Source organism: Nocardia alba NBRC 108234, from assembly GCF_001612665.1.
Lineage (GTDB): Bacteria > Actinomycetota > Actinomycetes > Mycobacteriales > Mycobacteriaceae > Nocardia > Nocardia alba.
The window spans coordinates 1-17,659 of sequence record NZ_BDAX01000013.1 but is presented as its reverse complement, the minus strand read 5'-3'; the positions used below and the strand labels follow the sequence as shown (position 1 = coordinate 17,659).

The following is a 17,659-nucleotide window of genomic DNA, read 5'->3' as shown; positions in this document are numbered from 1 at the left end:
CATGATCGTGTTCGCCACCTCCGACAAGGGCGGAACTGGACGCTCGGTCACCAGTTGTAATCTGGCGTATCGACTGGCCATGCGAGGATTGAATACCGCTTATGTCGACTATGATTTCGGTTCGCCGACCGCGGGTGCCGTGTTCGAGATCAGCGCGGTCGAACGCGGGGCCCGGGCCGGCCAGGGCGTGCACAGCTACCTGAAAGGCAATATCCCCGATATATCACGGGTCGACGTGCGGGCGGCCACCGATCGAGACAAATTGCGTTCACAGCGATCGCGTGGCGGGAAGCTTTTTCTCTATCCCGGCGAGGAAGGCGGCGGCGAGGCGATGGCCGGCGACGACCAGAGCGTGGTGCAGCGCTGCGTCGATCTGCTGCTCGACCTGGACAACAAGTTCAAGGTGGTGATCGTCGATCTGAGCTCGGGCAGATCGGTCGCCATGCGTGTCGCCCTCGAAGCGACAGCCCCTCGGGTCATGCCGGGTAGGCAGGTGCACTGGTTGGTCTTTCACCGCTGGACCAGGCAGCACATTATGGCGGCGAACAGCTTGGTCCATGGTTTTCGTGGCCTCATCGAACAGGGGATCGAGGGAAAGCAGCCCCTGTATACCCAGGCGGAACTACTGAGCCGACTGCGTTATGTCCGAACCGCCGTTCCTGTGCCTGGTGACTCATCCAAAACCGGCGATGGTCGACAAGCCGCGTGGTTGATCGAGCAGAATGACATGCTGCGTTCACTGGCGGCGACCAACAAACTGGGTGATGACATGGTCCTCGGCAGCACCCCGGTCGAGCCGGTATTGCAGTGGCGCGAGCAGATAATTCTCGACTCCGATGTCAACGCCGGGTTCGCGAACCAGGCTACCGCTGACGCGTTCACCGACTTGGCGAAGAAGCTCGTCGACGAGGAAACCTGGGTGCCGGTCGGACACCGCAGAACTTCCGATGCGGAAGGGGTGTGATCCGTGAGTTCACCGTTTCGGGAGGCAACCGCATCGACACGCGTGGAACGAGTCTCGATGTCGCATGTCTCCATTGAGATCGGACATTTCTCGATGGAGGAACTCGCCAATGGCGAGGCCAGGATCGCCGCGCAGTTACGCCGGGTGGCGCCGCTGGTCCGCGTTTTCGCCGACAACGCGCGGGCGGAATTCGCCGAGGCTGCCGGCGGACACTCGGATGTGCGGGTGAGTACCTGCTTCCTCGTCGACGACTATTTTCGAGGCGATACCGATCCGCGGGTGATCCTGCCCAAATTTCTCCGCTTGGTAGAGCAAGCTGGAATTCAACTCGACTACGTCGGCCGGGAATCGGGCTGCGCGCGCGTTCCGCTCCGCGACAACAGTTCCTCGCCTATCGAGCTGGCACGGGTGGTGGCCGATATGGTGGTCGCAGCACCGTTGGAGAACTACAACGGCCGTCGTCCGCCGACCTCGGAACTGGGCTGGCTCAGCAACGGCCGGCGCTCCAGCGACGACGAGCCTTCCTACGCGACCGACCTCCGTGCCTACGTGCCGCCGAAAGAGCATGCCGCGCGCAATCATTCGGTCTTCCTCGACGTGGAGATGTGGAGCCGCAAGCCCGGGGACGAGGAGATTTTCTGGTCGTGCCCGTTTCTCGCGTCGGTCTGGCAATTGTTGAGGCTCGGGATGGTGCGCTATATCGGCCAGCCGGTTGCCGAACCGGTCAAAATCATTGACTGGGCGGCCGAGAACGCGTTGCCCGACCGGTGGGATCTGTTGCCGACGGTGATGCAGGTGCGTGAGAAAGCGGCGCCATTCGCGGCGTTCCAGTCGCTGTCGATTCTGCCGAAACGGTATCTGGGGATCGAGCATTCGGTGCAGCAGATTCTCGACCATGTCAATATCGAGTCGGGCGTCCATGACGTGTACGAGCTGTTGGCGCGGCAGAACAATATCGATGTGACCCGTAATCTCAGCGATCGGCTCGCCCATTATTTCTTGCCCACCTACAAAACCCCACCGGAGCCTGACCCGGCGGTACTATCTCCCGGACGATAGGATTCGCTGATGCATGTCAGCGGGCCCGCGCAGACGATCCTCGGCGAGGTACGAACGAGCCTGCTGCCGGAGTCGGCCGCGCTCAGTCGCGGCTCGGCCGCGGAGTTGGTGACATTGGCGCACGGTAAACCGGTGCGGTCGAGGGAACGGCCGGTGAGCTGGGCACAATCCCCTGTCATCGCCGAGGGCATCGATTGCCGACTCGCGGTTTCGTCGCGCAAGGCTCCGCGGGTAGTCGGTGCGGTAGCCGCGCGTGCGACGGTTGTCGGCGGTCGGGTCCTGCAGAGCACAGCGCAGTGCTCGGTGGTCGGCGCTCCGATCAATCGTCGTCAGTCGTGGGAGTACTACATGGGCCGGGTCGGCGTGGCCGAGGTCGTGACCCGCCTGACTCCCGACCTCGACAGTGACATAGCACTCAACTTCCTCGCGCCCACCAACCCGGAAGTAGAGACCTTCGATCCGGGTGCGATCGCCGCTCGGGTGACCACCCGGGTCCGCCGCAATCCGATGCTCGATCAACGTCCACCGCTGCAGACCGAGTCAACACGACTGCGGTGGTCGGCGCGGGTAGTCGCAGGTAGTGATCCGTCGGTGACCATGACACTGTGCGACAACGAATTGCGAACCGCCGCTGTCGTGGTCGGCGACACGGACCTGTTGTCCGGGGTCGCGGACTTCTGTGAAGATCTGGCCAGACACGACTGGCTGTTGACCGTGCTGACCGAGGTGATCGACGAGGCGGAGATGTCCCAGTTCTCGCACACGCCGGTGGAACAGGTGATCAGCCCGATGCTCGAACATCTGGTGCGCCTGTGGATGCCGAGCAAGGGGACCCCACGGCGGTTACGTGGACTGTGGACGGCGTTGCAGTACGACCCCGGGTTCGATCAGCAGTGGAAGGCTCAGGTCGATCATTTGCGCGACCGGCTTTCCGTCGCGACGCTGACCGCGCTGAAGCGTTCGCACCAGTCGTGGTGAATGCATCAGAGACGGAACAGTTTTCGAACGAGGAGCGCGAAGAAGACTGAGGTAGAGACGATTCCGGCGTATGCCTCGGTCGCCAACACCACCTTGGTGACCGCTCCGACCTCCGCGACATCGCCGAGTCCGAGCGGATTGAGAAAGCTCACAGTGCCCAAATAGAGGCAATCCGCGACGCTGACCCCAGTTTTCGCGGTGGCGACGATGACCAGGCTGAACCCCAAGATTTCCACCGCCAACCAGACGAGTAGCCGAAAAGGTCGGTATCCGTAGCCGCACAATGTATCCGACGTTCGACCCAATGCCCGGGTGACCAGGGAGTTCGCCGCCAGAGTCCGCGCCTTGGCTTGGGCGAGGCCGCACCTGTCCTGGCCGCGCACATCCTCGTTGATCGAGTACAGGTGTGCTGCCTGGTCGAAGGCGAAGGCGGCGTGGGCGGGAAGTCGGGCATGGAGTAGCCGGGTGCCCAGGTTCTCGTAGACATCGGCCAACAGCGAGTTCTGGGTGTGCGACAGCCGTAGTGGGCCCCGGAACTCGACTTCGGCGGCCAGGAGCGCGGACAGGATGGTCGAACGGGTCAATTCGGCGCCCGCTGTAAGACTCGTCGCCTCGGCGTCGTCGTAGAGATGAGCGAAGACCAGACTGTCGCCGGCGCGATTGGTGCTCGGTGGGAGGTAGGTGAGCAGGACCTGTTCGACGTGATGGTGCAGATCATCGATCAGATCGGAATCATCTCTTCCGCCGATTTCGCGTTGGAATTCGGCGATTTCGGTGGCGTACACGGCGGCGTGCCGACGGATCAGATTGCTTTTGGAGGAAACGAAATCACTGAGCTTGGGTCTTAGGTTGTCGGTCACCGGTTCCCCTGATCATTTGTCGCGGCCCTACTCACCCGGCGGTAGGTGCTCACCTTTGCTCCACCGTCGATCGTTCGGGTCGACCGGCCACCGTGTGTCGGCGGTAATCTGTTTGACCCGGAGTTGCCGGGGTTCGCCGGCGCCGAAGTATTCGGGGTCGTACCCGACCCAGGTGAAGCCCGATTCCTTGTACAGCGAGATCGCGTGGGTATTCGACGGGTGCACCGTGATGGACACGGAGACGACATCGCCGATCCGGCATTCGGTGAGCGCGCGTTCGAGCAGCGAACGGCCGAGTCCGCGGCCCTGATGGTGGGTCGACACCGCCATCCCGATCAGCCAGGCCTTGCGATCCGGGCCGACCGCGAGGAGCGCGTAGCCACACAGGACGCCACCGTGGTCGGCGACGATCCAGCGCGATCCGTGGACGTCGAAAAGCTGGCGCAGGACGAAATACGGGTAGGCGAGCGGGGCGAGTTCGCGAGCTTCCAGCTCGGCGATCGCGGAAAGGTCATCGACGACAGCGGACCTCAAGCGTGGCTTCGCCGACTTGTTCGAGATATCCAATCCCGCCCCACCTCCGCTGCCCCGCCGCACGGCCCTACCTCCAGAGTAGAGGCACTCCAGGCCGCGATGCCACAAACTGCGGTAGGCCGAATATCGAAAGTGCTTGTAGCACAGTGTTGTAGCGCGGTCTCGGATATCGGGCTACAGCAGACGGTGGGGATAGGAATTGCCTCGGGCGTTCTAGATCCAGCAGCGGTGAGGATCGAAGTTCGGCGAGGTACCTGGCACAGACCGAGGCGAGATCGAGAGTGCGGTCGGGTGGAGCGGCGAAATAGCCGGTGGCCGGTATCGCGTTGTCGGGCCTACTCCGGGATGGGTGGGCGTCCGTCGCGGAGCCGGGCCACCTCGGCGCGCGCGAAGTCCACCCGAGGTGTGTGCGCGCCGTGATCGGCGGCGAGGGCATCGGCCAGGTCCGCGACCGCGTCCAGCACGAATCCGTGCCGGGTCCGCGCCTTACGGTCCGCACCGGTGCGCCGAAATGCCCTTCGCTGCTTGGCATTTCCGCACGCGGCGGCGCACTCGGCTGCGGTTACGGTGTCGGCGGCTACCTCCGGTGCGAGAATCGCGGCCAGGAATTCGCGTTCGCGCGCGATGGTGAGCCGGAACGCCAGCACCGCGACGACCAGCGCGGCCGCCATGAGAAGTGCGATGATGCCGATCGCGGCGAGGTTGTTGCCGCCGCTGAAATTGCCCTGCGCATCCCATAATCCGTGCAGCAGCATCGCTGTCGCCATCAGGAGCAATCCGAGCCCCGCGCGACGCGGCTGTGCGGGCCTGCCGAGCAGATACACCAACCCCGCGCAGAAGATCGCGGTGTAGACCATGTGGCCGGTGGCGCCGGTCACCACCCGCACGACCACTGTTCCGAGCGAGGCATCGACCTGATTGGCACCGAACTGGGACGCACCGGAGTTCAGGCCGTAGGAGATGTCCTCGAGGATCTCGAAGCCGAGGCCGAGGAACGCGCCGAGGACCAATCCGTCGAAGGCGGTGCGCACCAGCCGTGGTGCCAGCGCGATCAGCAGCAGTAGTCCGAAACCCTTGGCGGTCTCCTCGGTGAACGGCGCGGCCAGCGCCGGACCCCAGTCCTGGGCCCAGGCGTAGCCGAAAAGCTTGCCGTAGATGCCGATCAGGGCGGTATTGGCGTAGGACGCCATCGCCCACGTCGCGGCGAAACCACCCCAGCCGAACGCGACCACGAGCAATTTCACCGGCTGACGGGCATAGCGGTCCAGATGCTGGGTGAACCACCAGAAGATCGCACCGTAGACCCCGAAGACCACCGCGCTGACCAGGATCGCCCGGCTGTAGGCGCCGTAGGTACGTCCGATCATGGCCGCGAACAGCAGCGCGCCGGACCCGACGAGTACCAGATAGACCCAGAACGCGAGGTTGCGCGGCTGGTAGAAGGTGAACGAGCGGCCCCAGCCGGAATTCTCGATGGCCCCGAGCCTGGCGTCGGCGAGCTCGGCGGAGGACGTGGTCATGACGACGCCTTTCCGGTGTGGGCGAGGGTGGCGATCATCGCGCCGACATCGGTGAGGATGTCCTGACCGACCTGCTCCGGGCCGACCGCGATGATCTCGGCACCGGTCCCGTCGACGACGAACGCGGCCAGCACGCCGTCCATCTGGGGTGCCGCGTATCTGGTCATGACGCCGGACTCGCCGCTGAGGGTGGTGACCGCCACCGGATCCCCGGTCGCGGTGAGCGCGCTTCCCAATCGCCGCTGGGTCTGTTCGATCTGATCGAGCAGAGCCGCCGAGTCACCGGCGAATGTGCCGGTCCGCACGGTGAATTGGGTGCCGCCGCGGGTCAGTACGGCGGAGTCGGGGTAGCCCTGACCGGACGGTTCGTCGCCGACGAGTTCGCCCTGCTCCAGCGACCAGCCGGCATCCGCGGTGAAGGTGAACCCGCCCTTCAGGGCGATCACGTCACCGGCGGTGGTGACGTTCGTGACCGGGATGGCATCGTCGATCCGCGGCAGCACGACACCTTGCAGAAACGCCAGTGCGAGCACTATCAGCGCGGGCAGCAGGGTGCGCCGATCCATGCCCCACCAGCGGCGATCCACCGGTACCCACCGATCGCCCGGATCGAAAACCTCTGCCGAGGACACAGCTTCGGCTTGTGCGGGTGTTCCCATTCGCGCCTCCGTTCCGGATTCGCCACACGATAGCTGGAAACCTGTCGACGGGCGCGGCGGACGACGATGTCGGTCACACAGCGGAAAGCCACGTTCGGGTGGGAACCGAACGTGGCTTTCCGGGAGGGAGCGAATGGATCAGACGCTGGCGTAGGCCAGGGAGGGGACCTTGTCGGTGGCGAAGGAAGTGCGCAGGTAGCACCACCAGGTGACGGCGGCCATCACCAGGAAGACGGCGGCGTAGGCCCAGAAGGCGGGGGCCATGGTCTTGAGGTGGACGTTGGACAGGCGAAGGGCCTGCTGGACGACGAAGCCGCCCGCGGCGCCGACCGCGCCGATGACACCGATCGCGGCACCGGCTTGACGCTTGGCGGAGATGGCCGCCTCGGTCAGGTCCATGCCGTGCTCGGAGGCGTACTTCTTGGCGGTGGCGTTGAAGATCGACGGGATCATCCGGTAGGTGGAGCCGTTGCCGATACCGGCCAGGATGAACAGGGCCAGGAAGGCGGTCAGGTAGAGCGGGAAGCTCTTCAGGTCCACCGCGAGAACGATGAACGCCACCGCGATCGACATACCACCGAAGACGAACACCGTGATCTTGGCGCCGCCGCCGACCTTGTCGGCGACCCAGCCGCCGAACGGACGGCTGAACGAACCGACCAAGGCGCCGAGGAAGGCGAGGTTACCGAGGGTGGTGATCCAGCCGATCTTGGCCAGGTCGGGGAAGGTGGCCTTGATCAGGGTCGGGAAGGCGAAGGAGAAGCCGATGAACGAACCGAAGGTGCCGATGTAGAGGAAGGCCATGATCCAGGTGTGCCGGTTGGTCAGGGCCAGCTTGTAGGACTTGCCATCGGACTTCGCCTCGGTGAGCGAGTCCATGAAGTACAGCGCGCCGACCACGGCGACCGCGATGAACGGCAGCCAGAACAGCACGGCCAGGGTGATGCCGAAGCGGTAGCCCGCGGCGTCCTTGGCCATGATGTGGGTGCCGAGGGTGATCAACAGCGGCACGATCAGCTGGGTCTGCGCGACGCCGAGGTTGCCGCCCGCGGCGTTGAGGCCGAGCGCGGCGCCCTTCTTGCCCTCGGGGAAGAAGAAGGAGATGTTGGCCATCGACGACGAGAAGTTACCGCCACCGACACCGGCCAGCGAGGCCAGCACGATGAACACCCACATCGGGGTACTCGGCTGGTTGACGAAGTACAGGATGCCCAGGGTGGGGATGAACAGCATCGCCGCGCTGAACGCGGTGAAGGCCCGGCCGCCGAACTTCGGGACGGCGAAGGTGTAGGGCACGCGAAGAGCGGCGCCGACCAGGGTCGGGATGGAGGTCAACAGCAGCGCGTTGCTGACCGCGGTCGGGTTGGCCTTGCCGAGACCGGCCAGGAACTCGAAGCCTGCCGAACCCATCGCGGTGACGATGGAGCCCCAGATCACCCAGATGCTGAAGCCGAGGTTCTCGGCGAAGACCGAGAACCAGAGGTTCTTGCGAGCGGTCTGCTTGCCGCCGGCTTCCCAGAACGCCGGATTGTCGGGGTTCCACTGGGTCAGCCAGCGGCCCTTCTTCTGATATTCGAAGGACGGGGATTCCGTCTCCTGGCCGGTGGCGGCGATCGCGGTCATCGGCTTCCTCTCGATCGGGCTCGATAGATCCGCATCGGCTCGTGGGCGTTCGATGCGTATCTTGCGGGGTCGAGATAAAGGTAGGAGCCGGTTGTTGCGTGGTAATGGCCTCAGGTGACGTTCCGGGGAACTCGGGCTCACCGCGCTGATTCGTTGCTGGTGACAGCCCGGTTACCTGGATTCAGCAAACCGAATCCATTGCCGTGTCAGCGATTCGGATATTCGGCGATGAGCGAGCCGAGGAAGCAGTTGGCCGTCCGCACGGCGCGCTCGGCGTCACCGTCGATGATGGCCTGCACGAGCTCGGCGTGCTCGGTGTCGTACGCGTCATCGGATTTCGCGGTCCGCGCGTGGATCACCTGCTCGATGATCGGCAGCAGCGAATCGTAGAACTCCAGGTATACCGCGTTGTGGCTGGCGACGACGATCGCGCGGTGCAACTCCACGTCGGCGGCGATGGCCACCGGATCGGCTTCGGCCCAGTTCCGGTCGCTGCGTTCGGCGAGCAGGCGTTGGAGCGTGGCGATATCGGCGTCGTCGCGGCGCCGCGCGGCCAGGCCTGCGGCGGTGGTGTCCAGGGCCTGGCGCAGTTCGAGGATGTCGCGTTCGTGCGCGTCGGCGAAGTACTTGCCCAGGGTGCCGCCGACCTCGGAGGTGGCGATCACATAGGTGCCCGAGCCCTGGCGGCGTTCGAGCATGCCCGCGTGCACGAGAGCCTGGACGGCTTCGCGCACGGTGTTGCGGCCGGTCCCGGTGAGCTCGGTGAGTTCGGGTTCGGTGGGTATCCGTTGGCCCACGGGCCAACGGCCGGAACGGATCTCGGCCCGAAGCTGTTCGGTGACCTGGGCGATGAGGCTGGTACGCCGGACGGGTTGCACGCCAGCAAGGCTACTGGGCTGTTCCGCTTGCCCGCCTCCCCGTGACTCTTGGCCGGACTTGGGGGCGGGGAGATTTGCGTTGGCGGCCAGACGGGGATGTGGCGTGGTCGGCCCGTTCCCGGTGAGTTACCCATGTTCTTGCGGGTGGACATCGGTCACAGTTGCTTGGCATAGTCATCGGGTCATCCTATGATTTCTTGGTGCCGCCGCTTCGTGACTTCCAGCCTGCTTCCGGTGCCGAGTCGACCCTTGTGGACGATCGGCGCGACGTTGTCGTCTCCGTTGACGCCGCGGAGATCACCAAGCGGTCGTTGATCGAAGGACGCCTGCTCGTGCTGGCGGCCATCATCATGTCGGCGCTGACCCTGCGCGCCGCCGTCACCGCGTTCAGCCCGCTGGCCGAGACGATCGGTGCCCAGATCGGATACGGGGCGGGGATCGTCGGGGTGTTCGGCATGTTGCCGACCGCGATGTTCGGTGTCGCCGGGCTGGTCGCGCCGCTGCTCGTGCGCCGGTTCGGGCTCGAACGGACCGTGTTCGTGGCGATGCTGCTGGCCGGTGCCGGGTCACTGGTGCGGGTGTTCGCCGGCGGGACCGGTGAACTGCTGGCGTTCTCCGGGGTGGCGCTGCTCGGCATGGGTATCGGCAATGTGGTGATTCCGCCGCTGGTGAAGCGTTATTTCGGTGATCATCTGGCCGCTATCAGCTCGCTCTACATCGTGATGGTGCAGCTCAGTACCGTGGTCCCGGCGTTCATCGCGGTGCCGGTCGCGCAGGCGCACGGCTGGCGGATCTCGATGGGGGTGTGGGCCATGGTCGGCTTCGCCGCCGCGATCCCGTGGCTGGTCGTGCTGCGCGATCGGCGCGGTCGCGACAGCGTCGACAGCACCGCGCTGCCTGCCCGAGCGGCCTCGACCGGCAAGGTCTGGCGTTCGCCGGTGGCATGGGGGATGGCGGGCATGTTCGGCATGACCTCGCTGACCACCTACGCGATGTTCACCTGGCTGCCCAAGATCCTGTCCGACGCGGGCGCGAGCGCCGGGTTCGGCGGCAGCATGGTCGGCTTGTTCGCGCTGATCGGACTGATTCCCGCGTTGGGCGCGCCCACCGTTGTCTCGCGGATGCCCAACCCGTTCCCGGTCGTCGTCGGCGCCATGGTGCTGTTCGCGACCGCTTTCGTCGGGCTGCTCGTGGCGCCGATGCACGCCACCGTGCTGTGGGTGGTGCTGCTGGGCCTCGGCCCGTCCACCTTCCCGATGGCGCTGACGCTGATCAACCTGCGCACCCGCACGCCCCAGGGCTCGGCGGCGCTGTCGGGGTTCACGCAGGGCGTCGGGTACGCGATCGCCTGCCTCGGCCCGCTGCTGTTCGGCCTGCTGCACACCTGGAGCGGCGGCTGGCTCGCCCCGTTCGCCATGCTGTTCGTCGCGCTCGGTGTTCTGCTCGCGGGCGCGTGGCAAGCGTGCAAACCGCGCATGCTCGAGGATTCCTGGTAGCCGCCGACCGCTTTCGCGGGTAATTCGCGCCGGAACTGGCGGCGAAATTCTCACCGCTGGTCGCCGACCGAAGTGCGGTGCGCGTGACTGTGGCTTAAAGTCGATGAGAAGAGGCGCAGCTCACACCCTCACGGGCGTTTCCACGGACTTCTCGCCGCTTCCTTACGTACGGAAATCGTTGCGACACATGCCGGAAACAAAAGGGCTGATCTCACCTCCCTGAGCGGGGGAAGGTGAGAAACCGTTGATTCAAGCGACATTTCCCGCAGCATTTCGGCAATACCCATTTCCTACCGTTGGGCCATCGCACTTTTGGGAGGCCCAATCTTGAGCACGCTGAAGCGGAACCACGACATCGACAACTGGGATGCCGAGGATGTCGCGGCCTGGGAGGCCGGTGGCAAGGACGTCGCCAAGCGCAATCTGATCTGGTCGGTCTTCGCCGAGCACGTCGGGTTCTCGGTGTGGTCGATCTGGTCGGTCATGGTGCTGTTCATGCCCACCGACAAGTTCGGCATCGATCCGGCGGGGAAGTTCTTCCTCGTCGCCATGCCGACACTGGTCGGCGGGTTCCTGCGGATCCCCTACACCGTGGCCACCGCTCGTTTCGGCGGCCGCAACTGGACGATCTTCAGCGCGCTGCTGCTGGTGGTTCCGCTGCTGCTGACGCTGTACTTCGTCACCCAGCCGGGCACCTCGTACACGACCTTCCTGATCGTGGCCGCGTTCGCTGGTGTCGGTGGCGGCAACTTCGCCTCGTCGATGACCAACATCAACGCTTTCTACCCGCAGCGGCTCAAGGGCTGGGCGCTGGGCCTGAACGCCGGTGGCGGCAACATCGGTGTCCCGGTGATCCAGCTGCTCGGTCTGCTGGTGCTGGTCACCCTCGGCGGTGACTACGCCTACCTCATCTGCGCGATCTACCTGGTCCTCGTCGGTATCACCGCGGTCGGCGCCGCGCTGTACATGGACAACCTGACCAACCAGCAGGCCGACCTGTCCTACATGGGCAAGGCCCTGCGGGTGCCGCAGTCGTGGGCGATCGCGTTCCTCTACATCGGCACCTTCGGTTCGTTCATCGGCTACAGCTTCGCCTTCGGCCAGATCCTGCAGATCAGCTTCAAGGCCGGCGGCGACACCGCCGCCCAGGCCGCGATCCACGCCGCCTCGATCGCGTTCATCGGCCCGCTGCTCGGTTCGCTGGCCCGCCCCTACGGCGGCAAGATGGCCGACCGGATCGGCGGCAGCAGGGTCGCGCTCGGCACCTTCGGCGCCATGATGGCCGCCGCGCTGATCGTGATCGCCGCCTCGACGATGGCCGACCGCAACAACGGGGTCGCCTCCGGCGCCACCATGACCATCCTGGTCGTCGGCTTCATCGCCCTGTTCGTCCTGTCCGGTTTCGGCAACGGTGCCGTCACCAAGATCATTCCGTCGGTGTTCGAGGCCAAGTCCAAGAGCCTGCCGCTGTCGCGGACCGAGCAGGCCGCTTGGTCGCAGAACACCGGCGGCGCCCTGATCGGCTTCGTCGGCGCGATCGGCTCCCTGGGTGGCGTCGGAATCAACATGGTGCTGCGCAGCTCCTACTCCAGCACCGCATCGGCCACCACCGCGTTCTGGGTCTTCCTGGCCTTCTACGTGCTCTGCGCCGCCGTTACCTGGACGGTGTTCCTGCGCCGTCCGCGCCTTACCTCCGACGCCGCTGTCGTAGTCGAGGCCGAGTCCCTGGTCCTCGAGGCCGAATCCCACGCTTCGTCGGCCAATACGTCGGCTCGCTGACAACCGACCACTACCAAGGAGGTCACTCTCATGAACAGCACTCGTAAAACAGCGGTCGTGGTCGGCCACGGCATGGTCGGACACCGTTTCGTCGAAGCCCTTCGCTCGCGTGACGAGGCAGGCCAGTGGCAGGTCATCATCCTGTCGGAGGAGAAGCTGCCCGCCTACGACCGCGTCGGCCTGTCCTACTACGTCGGTAACTGGAACGCCGACGACCTGGCCCTGCCCGGCAACATGTACGACGGCGACGACCTGGTCGACCTGCGGCTGGGTCAGCGCGGCGAGTCCATCGACCTCGCGGCCAAGACCGTCACCAGCACCAGCGGCGACGTCATCGCCTACGACGCGCTGGTCATGGCGACCGGTTCCTACCCGTTCGTGCCGCCGGTGCCCGGCCACGATCTGCCCGAGTGCTTCGTCTACCGCACCATCGACGACCTCGACGGCATCCGCGCCGCCGCCGAAGCCGCCGGTCCCGGCGCGCACGGCGTGGTCGTCGGCGGTGGTCTGCTCGGTCTGGAGGCGGCCAACGCGCTGCGCCTGCTGGGCATGACCCCGCATGTCATCGAGTACAACGGTCGCCTGATGCCCGCCCAGGTCGATGCCGGTGGTGGCGCGATCCTGGAGAAGCTCGTCACCGATATCGGCCTCAATGTGCACACCGGGGTCGGTACCGCCAAGATCGTCGGGATCGAGGAGGAGGGTGCTGACAAGGTCACCGTGCACCTGTCCGACGAGTCCGAGATCAAGGCGTCGCTGGTGGTGTTCTCCGCCGGTGTCCGCCCGCAGGACGCCCTCGCCAAGGCCTCAGGGCTCGAGACCGGGGCCCGCGGCGGCATCCTGACCGACCTCACCCTGCAGACCTCGGACCCCAGCGTCTACGCGATCGGTGAATGCGCCGCGATCGAGGGCGTCTGCTACGGCCTGGTCGCCCCCGGTTACACCACCGCCGAGATCGTCGCCGACCGCCTGCTCGGCGGCGGGGGCGAGTTCCCCGGTGCCGATATGTCCACCAAGCTGAAGCTGATGGGCGTCGACGTGGCGTCCTTCGGTGACGCGCACGGTACCACCGAGGGCGCCCTCGAGGTCGTGCTGCACGATGCCGCCAAGGGCACCTACGCCAAGCTCGTCGTCTCCGATGACGCCCAGACCCTGCTCGGCGGCATCCTGGTCGGTGACGCCAGCCAGTACGCGGCCCTGCGCCCGCTGGTCGGTCGCCCGCTGCCCGCCGACGCCGCCGCGCTGATCTCCCCGGCCGGTGCCGAACTCGGCGCCGACTCGCTGCCCGACGACGCCCAGATCTGTTCCTGCAACAACGTCAGCAAGGGCGCCATCTGCGGCGCGATCGCCGAGGGCGCCTGCGACATCCCCGGCGTCAAGAGCTGCACCAACGCGGGTACCTCCTGCGGTGGCTGTGTGCCGATGATCAAGAAGCTGCTCGAGCAGTCCGGTGTGGCGCTGTCGAAGTCGCTGTGTGAGCACTTCACCCAGTCGCGTGCCGAGCTGTACGACGTGGTCGCCGTCACCGGCATCCGCACCTTCTCCGAGCTGATCGCCAAGCACGGCAAGGGCTCGGGCTGCGATATCTGCAAGCCGACCGTCGCCTCGATTCTCGCCTCGACCTCGAGCGAGCACATCCTCGAGGGCGAGCAGGCCGCGCTGCAGGACACCAACGACCACTTCCTGGCCAACCTGCAGAAGAACGGCACCTACTCGGTCGTCCCCCGGATGCCCGGTGGTGAGGTGACCGCCGACCAGCTGATCGTGATCGGCGAGGTCGCCAAGGAGTTCGGTCTCTACGTCAAGGTCACCGGTGGTCAGCGCATCGACCTGTTCGGTGCCCGCGTGGAGCAGCTGCCGCTGATCTGGAAGCGCCTGGTCGACGTCGGCATGGAGTCCGGCCACGCCTACGGCAAGTCGCTGCGCACGGTGAAGAGCTGCGTCGGTTCCACCTGGTGCCGCTACGGCCAGCAGGACTCGGTCGGCATGGCCGTGTTGCTGGAGAAGCGCTACCGCGGCCTTCGCTCGCCGCACAAGATCAAGCTGGCCGTCTCGGGTTGCGCGCGCGAGTGCGCCGAGGCCCGCGGCAAGGATGTCGGCGTGATCGCCACCGAGCACGGCTGGAACCTCTACGTCGGCGGCAACGGTGGCCTCACCCCCAAGCACGCGGTGCTGCTGGCGGGCGACCTCGACGACGAGACCCTGATCAGCTACATCGACCGCTACCTGATGTTCTACATCCGCACCGCCGACCGCCTGCAGCGCACCGCGCCGTGGCAGGAGGCCCTCGAAGGCGGCTTCGACTACCTCAAGGCCGTCGTCTGTGACGACAGCCTCGGTATCGCCGCCGACCTCGAGGCCGCCATGGCCAAGCACGTCGACGGCTACAAGGACGAGTGGGCGGCCGTGCTCGAGGACGAGAACAAGCTCTCGCGCTTCGTCTCCTTCGTCAATGCCCCTGACGAAGCCGACCCGACCATTTCGTTCGACGACAGCGGAGAACGCAAGGTACCAGTGCTCCTCGGTTTGCCCGGCATGCCTGTCGGTGTTGCTTCGAACACAGCACCGGCCGGGAAATAAGTACTTAACGCTGCGGAAACAGGACGCCTGTACCAATAGGTAAGGCGTTCGGAGGAGGAACCGATGACCGTGATCGACACACCCACCATCACCACTGAGACCGTGACCTGGACCCAGGCTTGCAGGCTCGATTTCCTGATCCCGGGGCGCGGCGTGGCTGTCCTGTTGAAGGGCGGCCGTCAGGCGGCTCTGTTCCTGCTCACCGACGGCACGCTGGCCGCCGTCGGGAACATCGATCCGTTCGGCCGGGCCGCGGTGATGTCGCGCGGCATCGTCGGTGATCGCGGCGGGGTCCCCGTCGTAGCGTCGCCGCTGCTCAAGCAGGCCTTCTCGCTGATCGACGGCCGTTGTCTGGACGACGAGTCCCAGTCCCTGCCGGTGTACGCCGTTCAACTCGACGGCGGCGTCGTCGCGGTCTCGAACGAGCCGGTGCAGACCCCATGACCTCTCCCATCGACACCGGCCCCTGCCTTGCCGGCTTCACCATCGGCGTCACCGCGGCCCGGCGCGCCGAGGAATTCAGCACCCTGCTCACCCGCAAGGGCGCGGCTGTCGTGTCCGCTCCTGCCATCCGGATCATCCCGCTGGCCGATGACACCGAGCTCGAGCGGGTCACCGAACTGCTGATCGCCGATCCGCCGCAGATCACCGTTGCCACCACCGGCATCGGCTTCCGCGGCTGGATGGAAGCGGCCGAAGGCTGGGGCCTGGCCGAGGTCCTGCGCGACACCCTCGCCGCCACCCGGATGCTGGCCCGCGGCCCCAAGGCCAAGGGCGCGATCCGGGCCGCCGAACTGCGTGAGGAATGGTCGCCTGCCTCGGAGTCCTCGGCCGAGGTGCTCGACCATCTGCTGGCCGAGGGCGTCGAAGGCGTCCGCATCGCGGTGCAGCTGCACGGCGCGACCACCGAATGGGAGCCGGTTCCCGACTTCTGTGAGGTGCTGCGCTGCGCGGGCGCCGACGTGGTCCCGGTCCCGGTGTATCGCTGGGAGCCGCCGGCCGACCGAGGGCCGATGGACAACATGATCGAGTCGATCATCTCCGGCAGCCTGGACTGCGTCACCTTCACCAGTGCGCCCGCCGTGGCGTCGATGTTGATGCGCGCCAAGGAAACCGGGCTCCTGGAATCGGTGCTGCACGCGTTCCGCGGTCGGGTGCTCGCGGCCTGTGTCGGGCCGATCACCGCGGCCCCGCTGGAAGAACTCGGCGTGCCGACGACAATGCCGGGCCGTGCTCGCCTCGGTGCGCTGGCTCGCCATGTGGCCGAAGAACTTCCGCGCCGCGCCAGCCGCATCTACGCGGCCGGGCATCTGGTGAGCGTGCGTGGCGGATGTGTTGTCGTCGACGGTGAGGTGCGCCAGCTCGCGCCCGCCCCGATGGCGCTGATGCGTTCGCTGGCTCGTCAGCCGGGTCGGGTCGTCTCGCGTGAAGACCTGCTGGCCGCGCTGCCCGGCGGCGGTGACGACACCCACGCGGTGGAGACCGCGATCGCGCGACTGCGGGCTGGTCTCGGGACTCCCAAGGCGATTCAGACTGTGGTGAAGCGCGGGTACCGGCTGGCGCTGGACGCCGCCGACTGCTCCGATACACCGCCCGCGCGGGCGGCTGTTCAAGCACCGCATGCTGCGGGCATCGGAACACCCGCCCGTTCGCCCCGGCCCGCCCAAGCGATCGGGGTCTGGTGAGCACGGGGCAGCCGGGCGATCCGGCTCTGGTACTGGTCGCGCACGGAACCCGCAGTGCGCGCGGGGTGGAGATGATCGCCGCGCTGGCCGATGCGGTGGCGGTCGAGCTCGGGGTCGCGGTGTCCTCGGCGCCCAACACCGGGCTGCGGACCGCTTTCGTGGACGTGCTCGGGCCTTCGCCGTCGGAGGTACTGCGCGATCTCGACGGGCCCGCTGTGGTCGTACCGGCCTTTCTCGCCTCCGGATATCACGTGTATCAAGACGTTCCGCGTGAGGTGGCCGAGAGTGGGCACTGCGCTGTGGCCGTGACCGAGGCGATGGGGCCGGATCCGGCGTTGACCAGGATCATGGCGGTTCGGTTGCGGGCTGCCGGGTGGCAGGCGGGCGACGCGGTTGTCTTCGCCGCGGCGGGGTCTTCGGATTCTCGTGCGCGGCAGGATGTTCGGCGTGCGGCGGGGATGCTGGCCGAGCAGCTGGGTGCGCCGGTGAAGATCGCCTATGTGGCTACGGGGGCGCCTCGGGTGCCCGAAGTCGTTGCCGCGCTGCGTGAGTCGGGGGCGGAGCGGGTGTTCATCGCTTCGTATCTGTTGGCGCACGGGCTTTTTCATCAGCGGCTGCATGATGCGGGGGCTGATGGGGTGGCTGAGCCGATCGGGGTGCATCCGGGGGTTGTTCGGTTGATTGTTGATCGGTATCGGAGTGCTGCTCGGGGGTTGGTGGGGGCTCGCTGATTGTTGGCGGGTGGTGAGTTCGGGGTGGTGGTGGAAGACGGTGTTCGCGGTTTCGGCTGCTGGTCCTGGCGGTCGATGTTGAAGGTGCTCGGTTTGGATGCTGGGGTCGCGGTGCTGGTGGATGGCATCTCGATGGCGGCTGGGGCGGGCGGGTCGGCTGGGTTGATATCGGCGCATCCGACTCGTGTGCGGGGGAGTCGGGCTATCCCGAACGGTGACGCGCGGTATTTGCCGAAGGTGGGTTGGGCTTCGGCTGTGGGGTTGGTTGTGGGTGGCTCTGAGCTCGGGGTTTGGTAGTCCCAGGTCGGTATAC

General features: G+C 66.2%; 15 protein-coding genes. 9 read left to right on the top strand and 6 right to left on the bottom strand.

Going from position 1 to position 17,659, the window contains the following annotated elements; genetic code table 11:
* Position 1 precedes the first annotated feature (1 nt).
* The 3 genes from NA12_RS15170 to NA12_RS15160 are packed head-to-tail and all read left to right on the top strand — an operon-like array spanning position 2 to position 3,001.
* Entirely contained in the window at positions 2-964 is a 963-nt protein-coding gene (locus NA12_RS15170; RefSeq protein WP_067450574.1) for an SCO2523 family variant P-loop protein, read from the top strand.
* Positions 965-967: 3 nt separating this feature from the next.
* The gene (locus NA12_RS15165) at positions 968-2,023 is read left to right on the top strand and encodes an SCO2522 family protein (protein WP_255284084.1); all 1,056 of its coding nucleotides are present in this window, start codon (positions 968-970) and stop codon (positions 2,021-2,023) included.
* Between the two features lie 9 nt (positions 2,024-2,032).
* The gene (locus NA12_RS15160; RefSeq protein ID WP_067450569.1) at positions 2,033-3,001 is read left to right on the top strand and encodes an SCO2521 family protein; all 969 of its coding nucleotides are present in this window, start codon (positions 2,033-2,035) and stop codon (positions 2,999-3,001) included.
* A gap of 5 nt (positions 3,002-3,006) precedes the next feature.
* Here the strand turns inward: NA12_RS15160 and NA12_RS15155 are convergent, their stop codons facing one another.
* The 6 genes from NA12_RS15155 to NA12_RS15130 form a co-directional block, all read right to left on the bottom strand.
* Entirely contained in the window at positions 3,007-3,861 is an 855-nt protein-coding gene (locus NA12_RS15155) for a hypothetical protein (RefSeq protein ID WP_132369673.1), read from the bottom strand.
* A gap of 27 nt (positions 3,862-3,888) precedes the next feature.
* Positions 3,889-4,428: a GNAT family N-acetyltransferase gene (locus tag NA12_RS15150; protein ID WP_165914749.1), complete on the bottom strand. Its 540-nt coding sequence runs from the start codon at positions 4,426-4,428 to the stop codon at positions 3,889-3,891.
* Between the two features lie 302 nt (positions 4,429-4,730).
* A complete protein-coding gene (locus tag NA12_RS15145) occupies positions 4,731-5,915 on the bottom strand; it encodes a PrsW family intramembrane metalloprotease (protein ID WP_067450561.1) in 1,185 nt (394 codons plus the stop codon).
* Positions 5,912-6,574: a hypothetical protein gene (locus NA12_RS15140; protein ID WP_067450558.1), complete on the bottom strand. Its 663-nt coding sequence runs from the start codon at positions 6,572-6,574 to the stop codon at positions 5,912-5,914. Before NA12_RS15140 ends, NA12_RS15145 begins: the two co-directional genes overlap by 4 nt.
* A gap of 138 nt (positions 6,575-6,712) precedes the next feature.
* A complete protein-coding gene (locus NA12_RS15135; RefSeq protein WP_067450555.1) occupies positions 6,713-8,197 on the bottom strand; it encodes an MFS transporter in 1,485 nt (494 codons plus the stop codon).
* A 206-nt stretch (positions 8,198-8,403) separates the two neighbouring features.
* Positions 8,404-9,075, bottom strand: coding sequence for a FadR/GntR family transcriptional regulator (locus NA12_RS15130; RefSeq protein WP_067450552.1), 672 nt, complete (start codon positions 9,073-9,075; stop codon positions 8,404-8,406).
* Between the two features lie 350 nt (positions 9,076-9,425).
* On the opposite strand from NA12_RS15130, the gene NA12_RS15125 reads away from it, so the two are divergent.
* The 6 genes from NA12_RS15125 to NA12_RS15100 all read left to right on the top strand — a co-directional run bounded on the left by NA12_RS15125 (position 9,426) and on the right by NA12_RS15100 (position 17,346).
* Complete coding sequence (locus NA12_RS15125; RefSeq protein WP_084472799.1) at positions 9,426-10,571, top strand: MFS transporter; 1,146 nt, start codon at positions 9,426-9,428, stop codon at positions 10,569-10,571.
* 324 nt (positions 10,572-10,895) lie between these two features.
* Positions 10,896-12,350, top strand: a complete 1,455-nt coding sequence (locus NA12_RS15120) for an MFS transporter (protein ID WP_084472798.1) — start codon at positions 10,896-10,898, stop codon at positions 12,348-12,350.
* Positions 12,351-12,380: 30 nt separating this feature from the next.
* Entirely contained in the window at positions 12,381-14,930 is a 2,550-nt protein-coding gene (nirB, locus tag NA12_RS15115) for a nitrite reductase large subunit NirB (RefSeq protein WP_067450546.1), read from the top strand.
* A 63-nt stretch (positions 14,931-14,993) separates the two neighbouring features.
* Positions 14,994-15,374, top strand: coding sequence for a nitrite reductase small subunit NirD (gene nirD / locus NA12_RS15110; RefSeq protein WP_067450542.1), 381 nt, complete (start codon positions 14,994-14,996; stop codon positions 15,372-15,374).
* The gene (locus NA12_RS15105) at positions 15,371-16,615 is read left to right on the top strand and encodes a uroporphyrinogen-III synthase (RefSeq protein WP_067450539.1); all 1,245 of its coding nucleotides are present in this window, start codon (positions 15,371-15,373) and stop codon (positions 16,613-16,615) included. Before nirD ends, NA12_RS15105 begins: the two co-directional genes overlap by 4 nt.
* A complete protein-coding gene (locus tag NA12_RS15100) occupies positions 16,612-17,346 on the top strand; it encodes a sirohydrochlorin chelatase (protein WP_443093717.1) in 735 nt (244 codons plus the stop codon). The genes NA12_RS15105 and NA12_RS15100 overlap by 4 nt, the downstream gene beginning before the upstream one ends.
* Positions 17,347-17,659 lie beyond the last annotated feature (313 nt).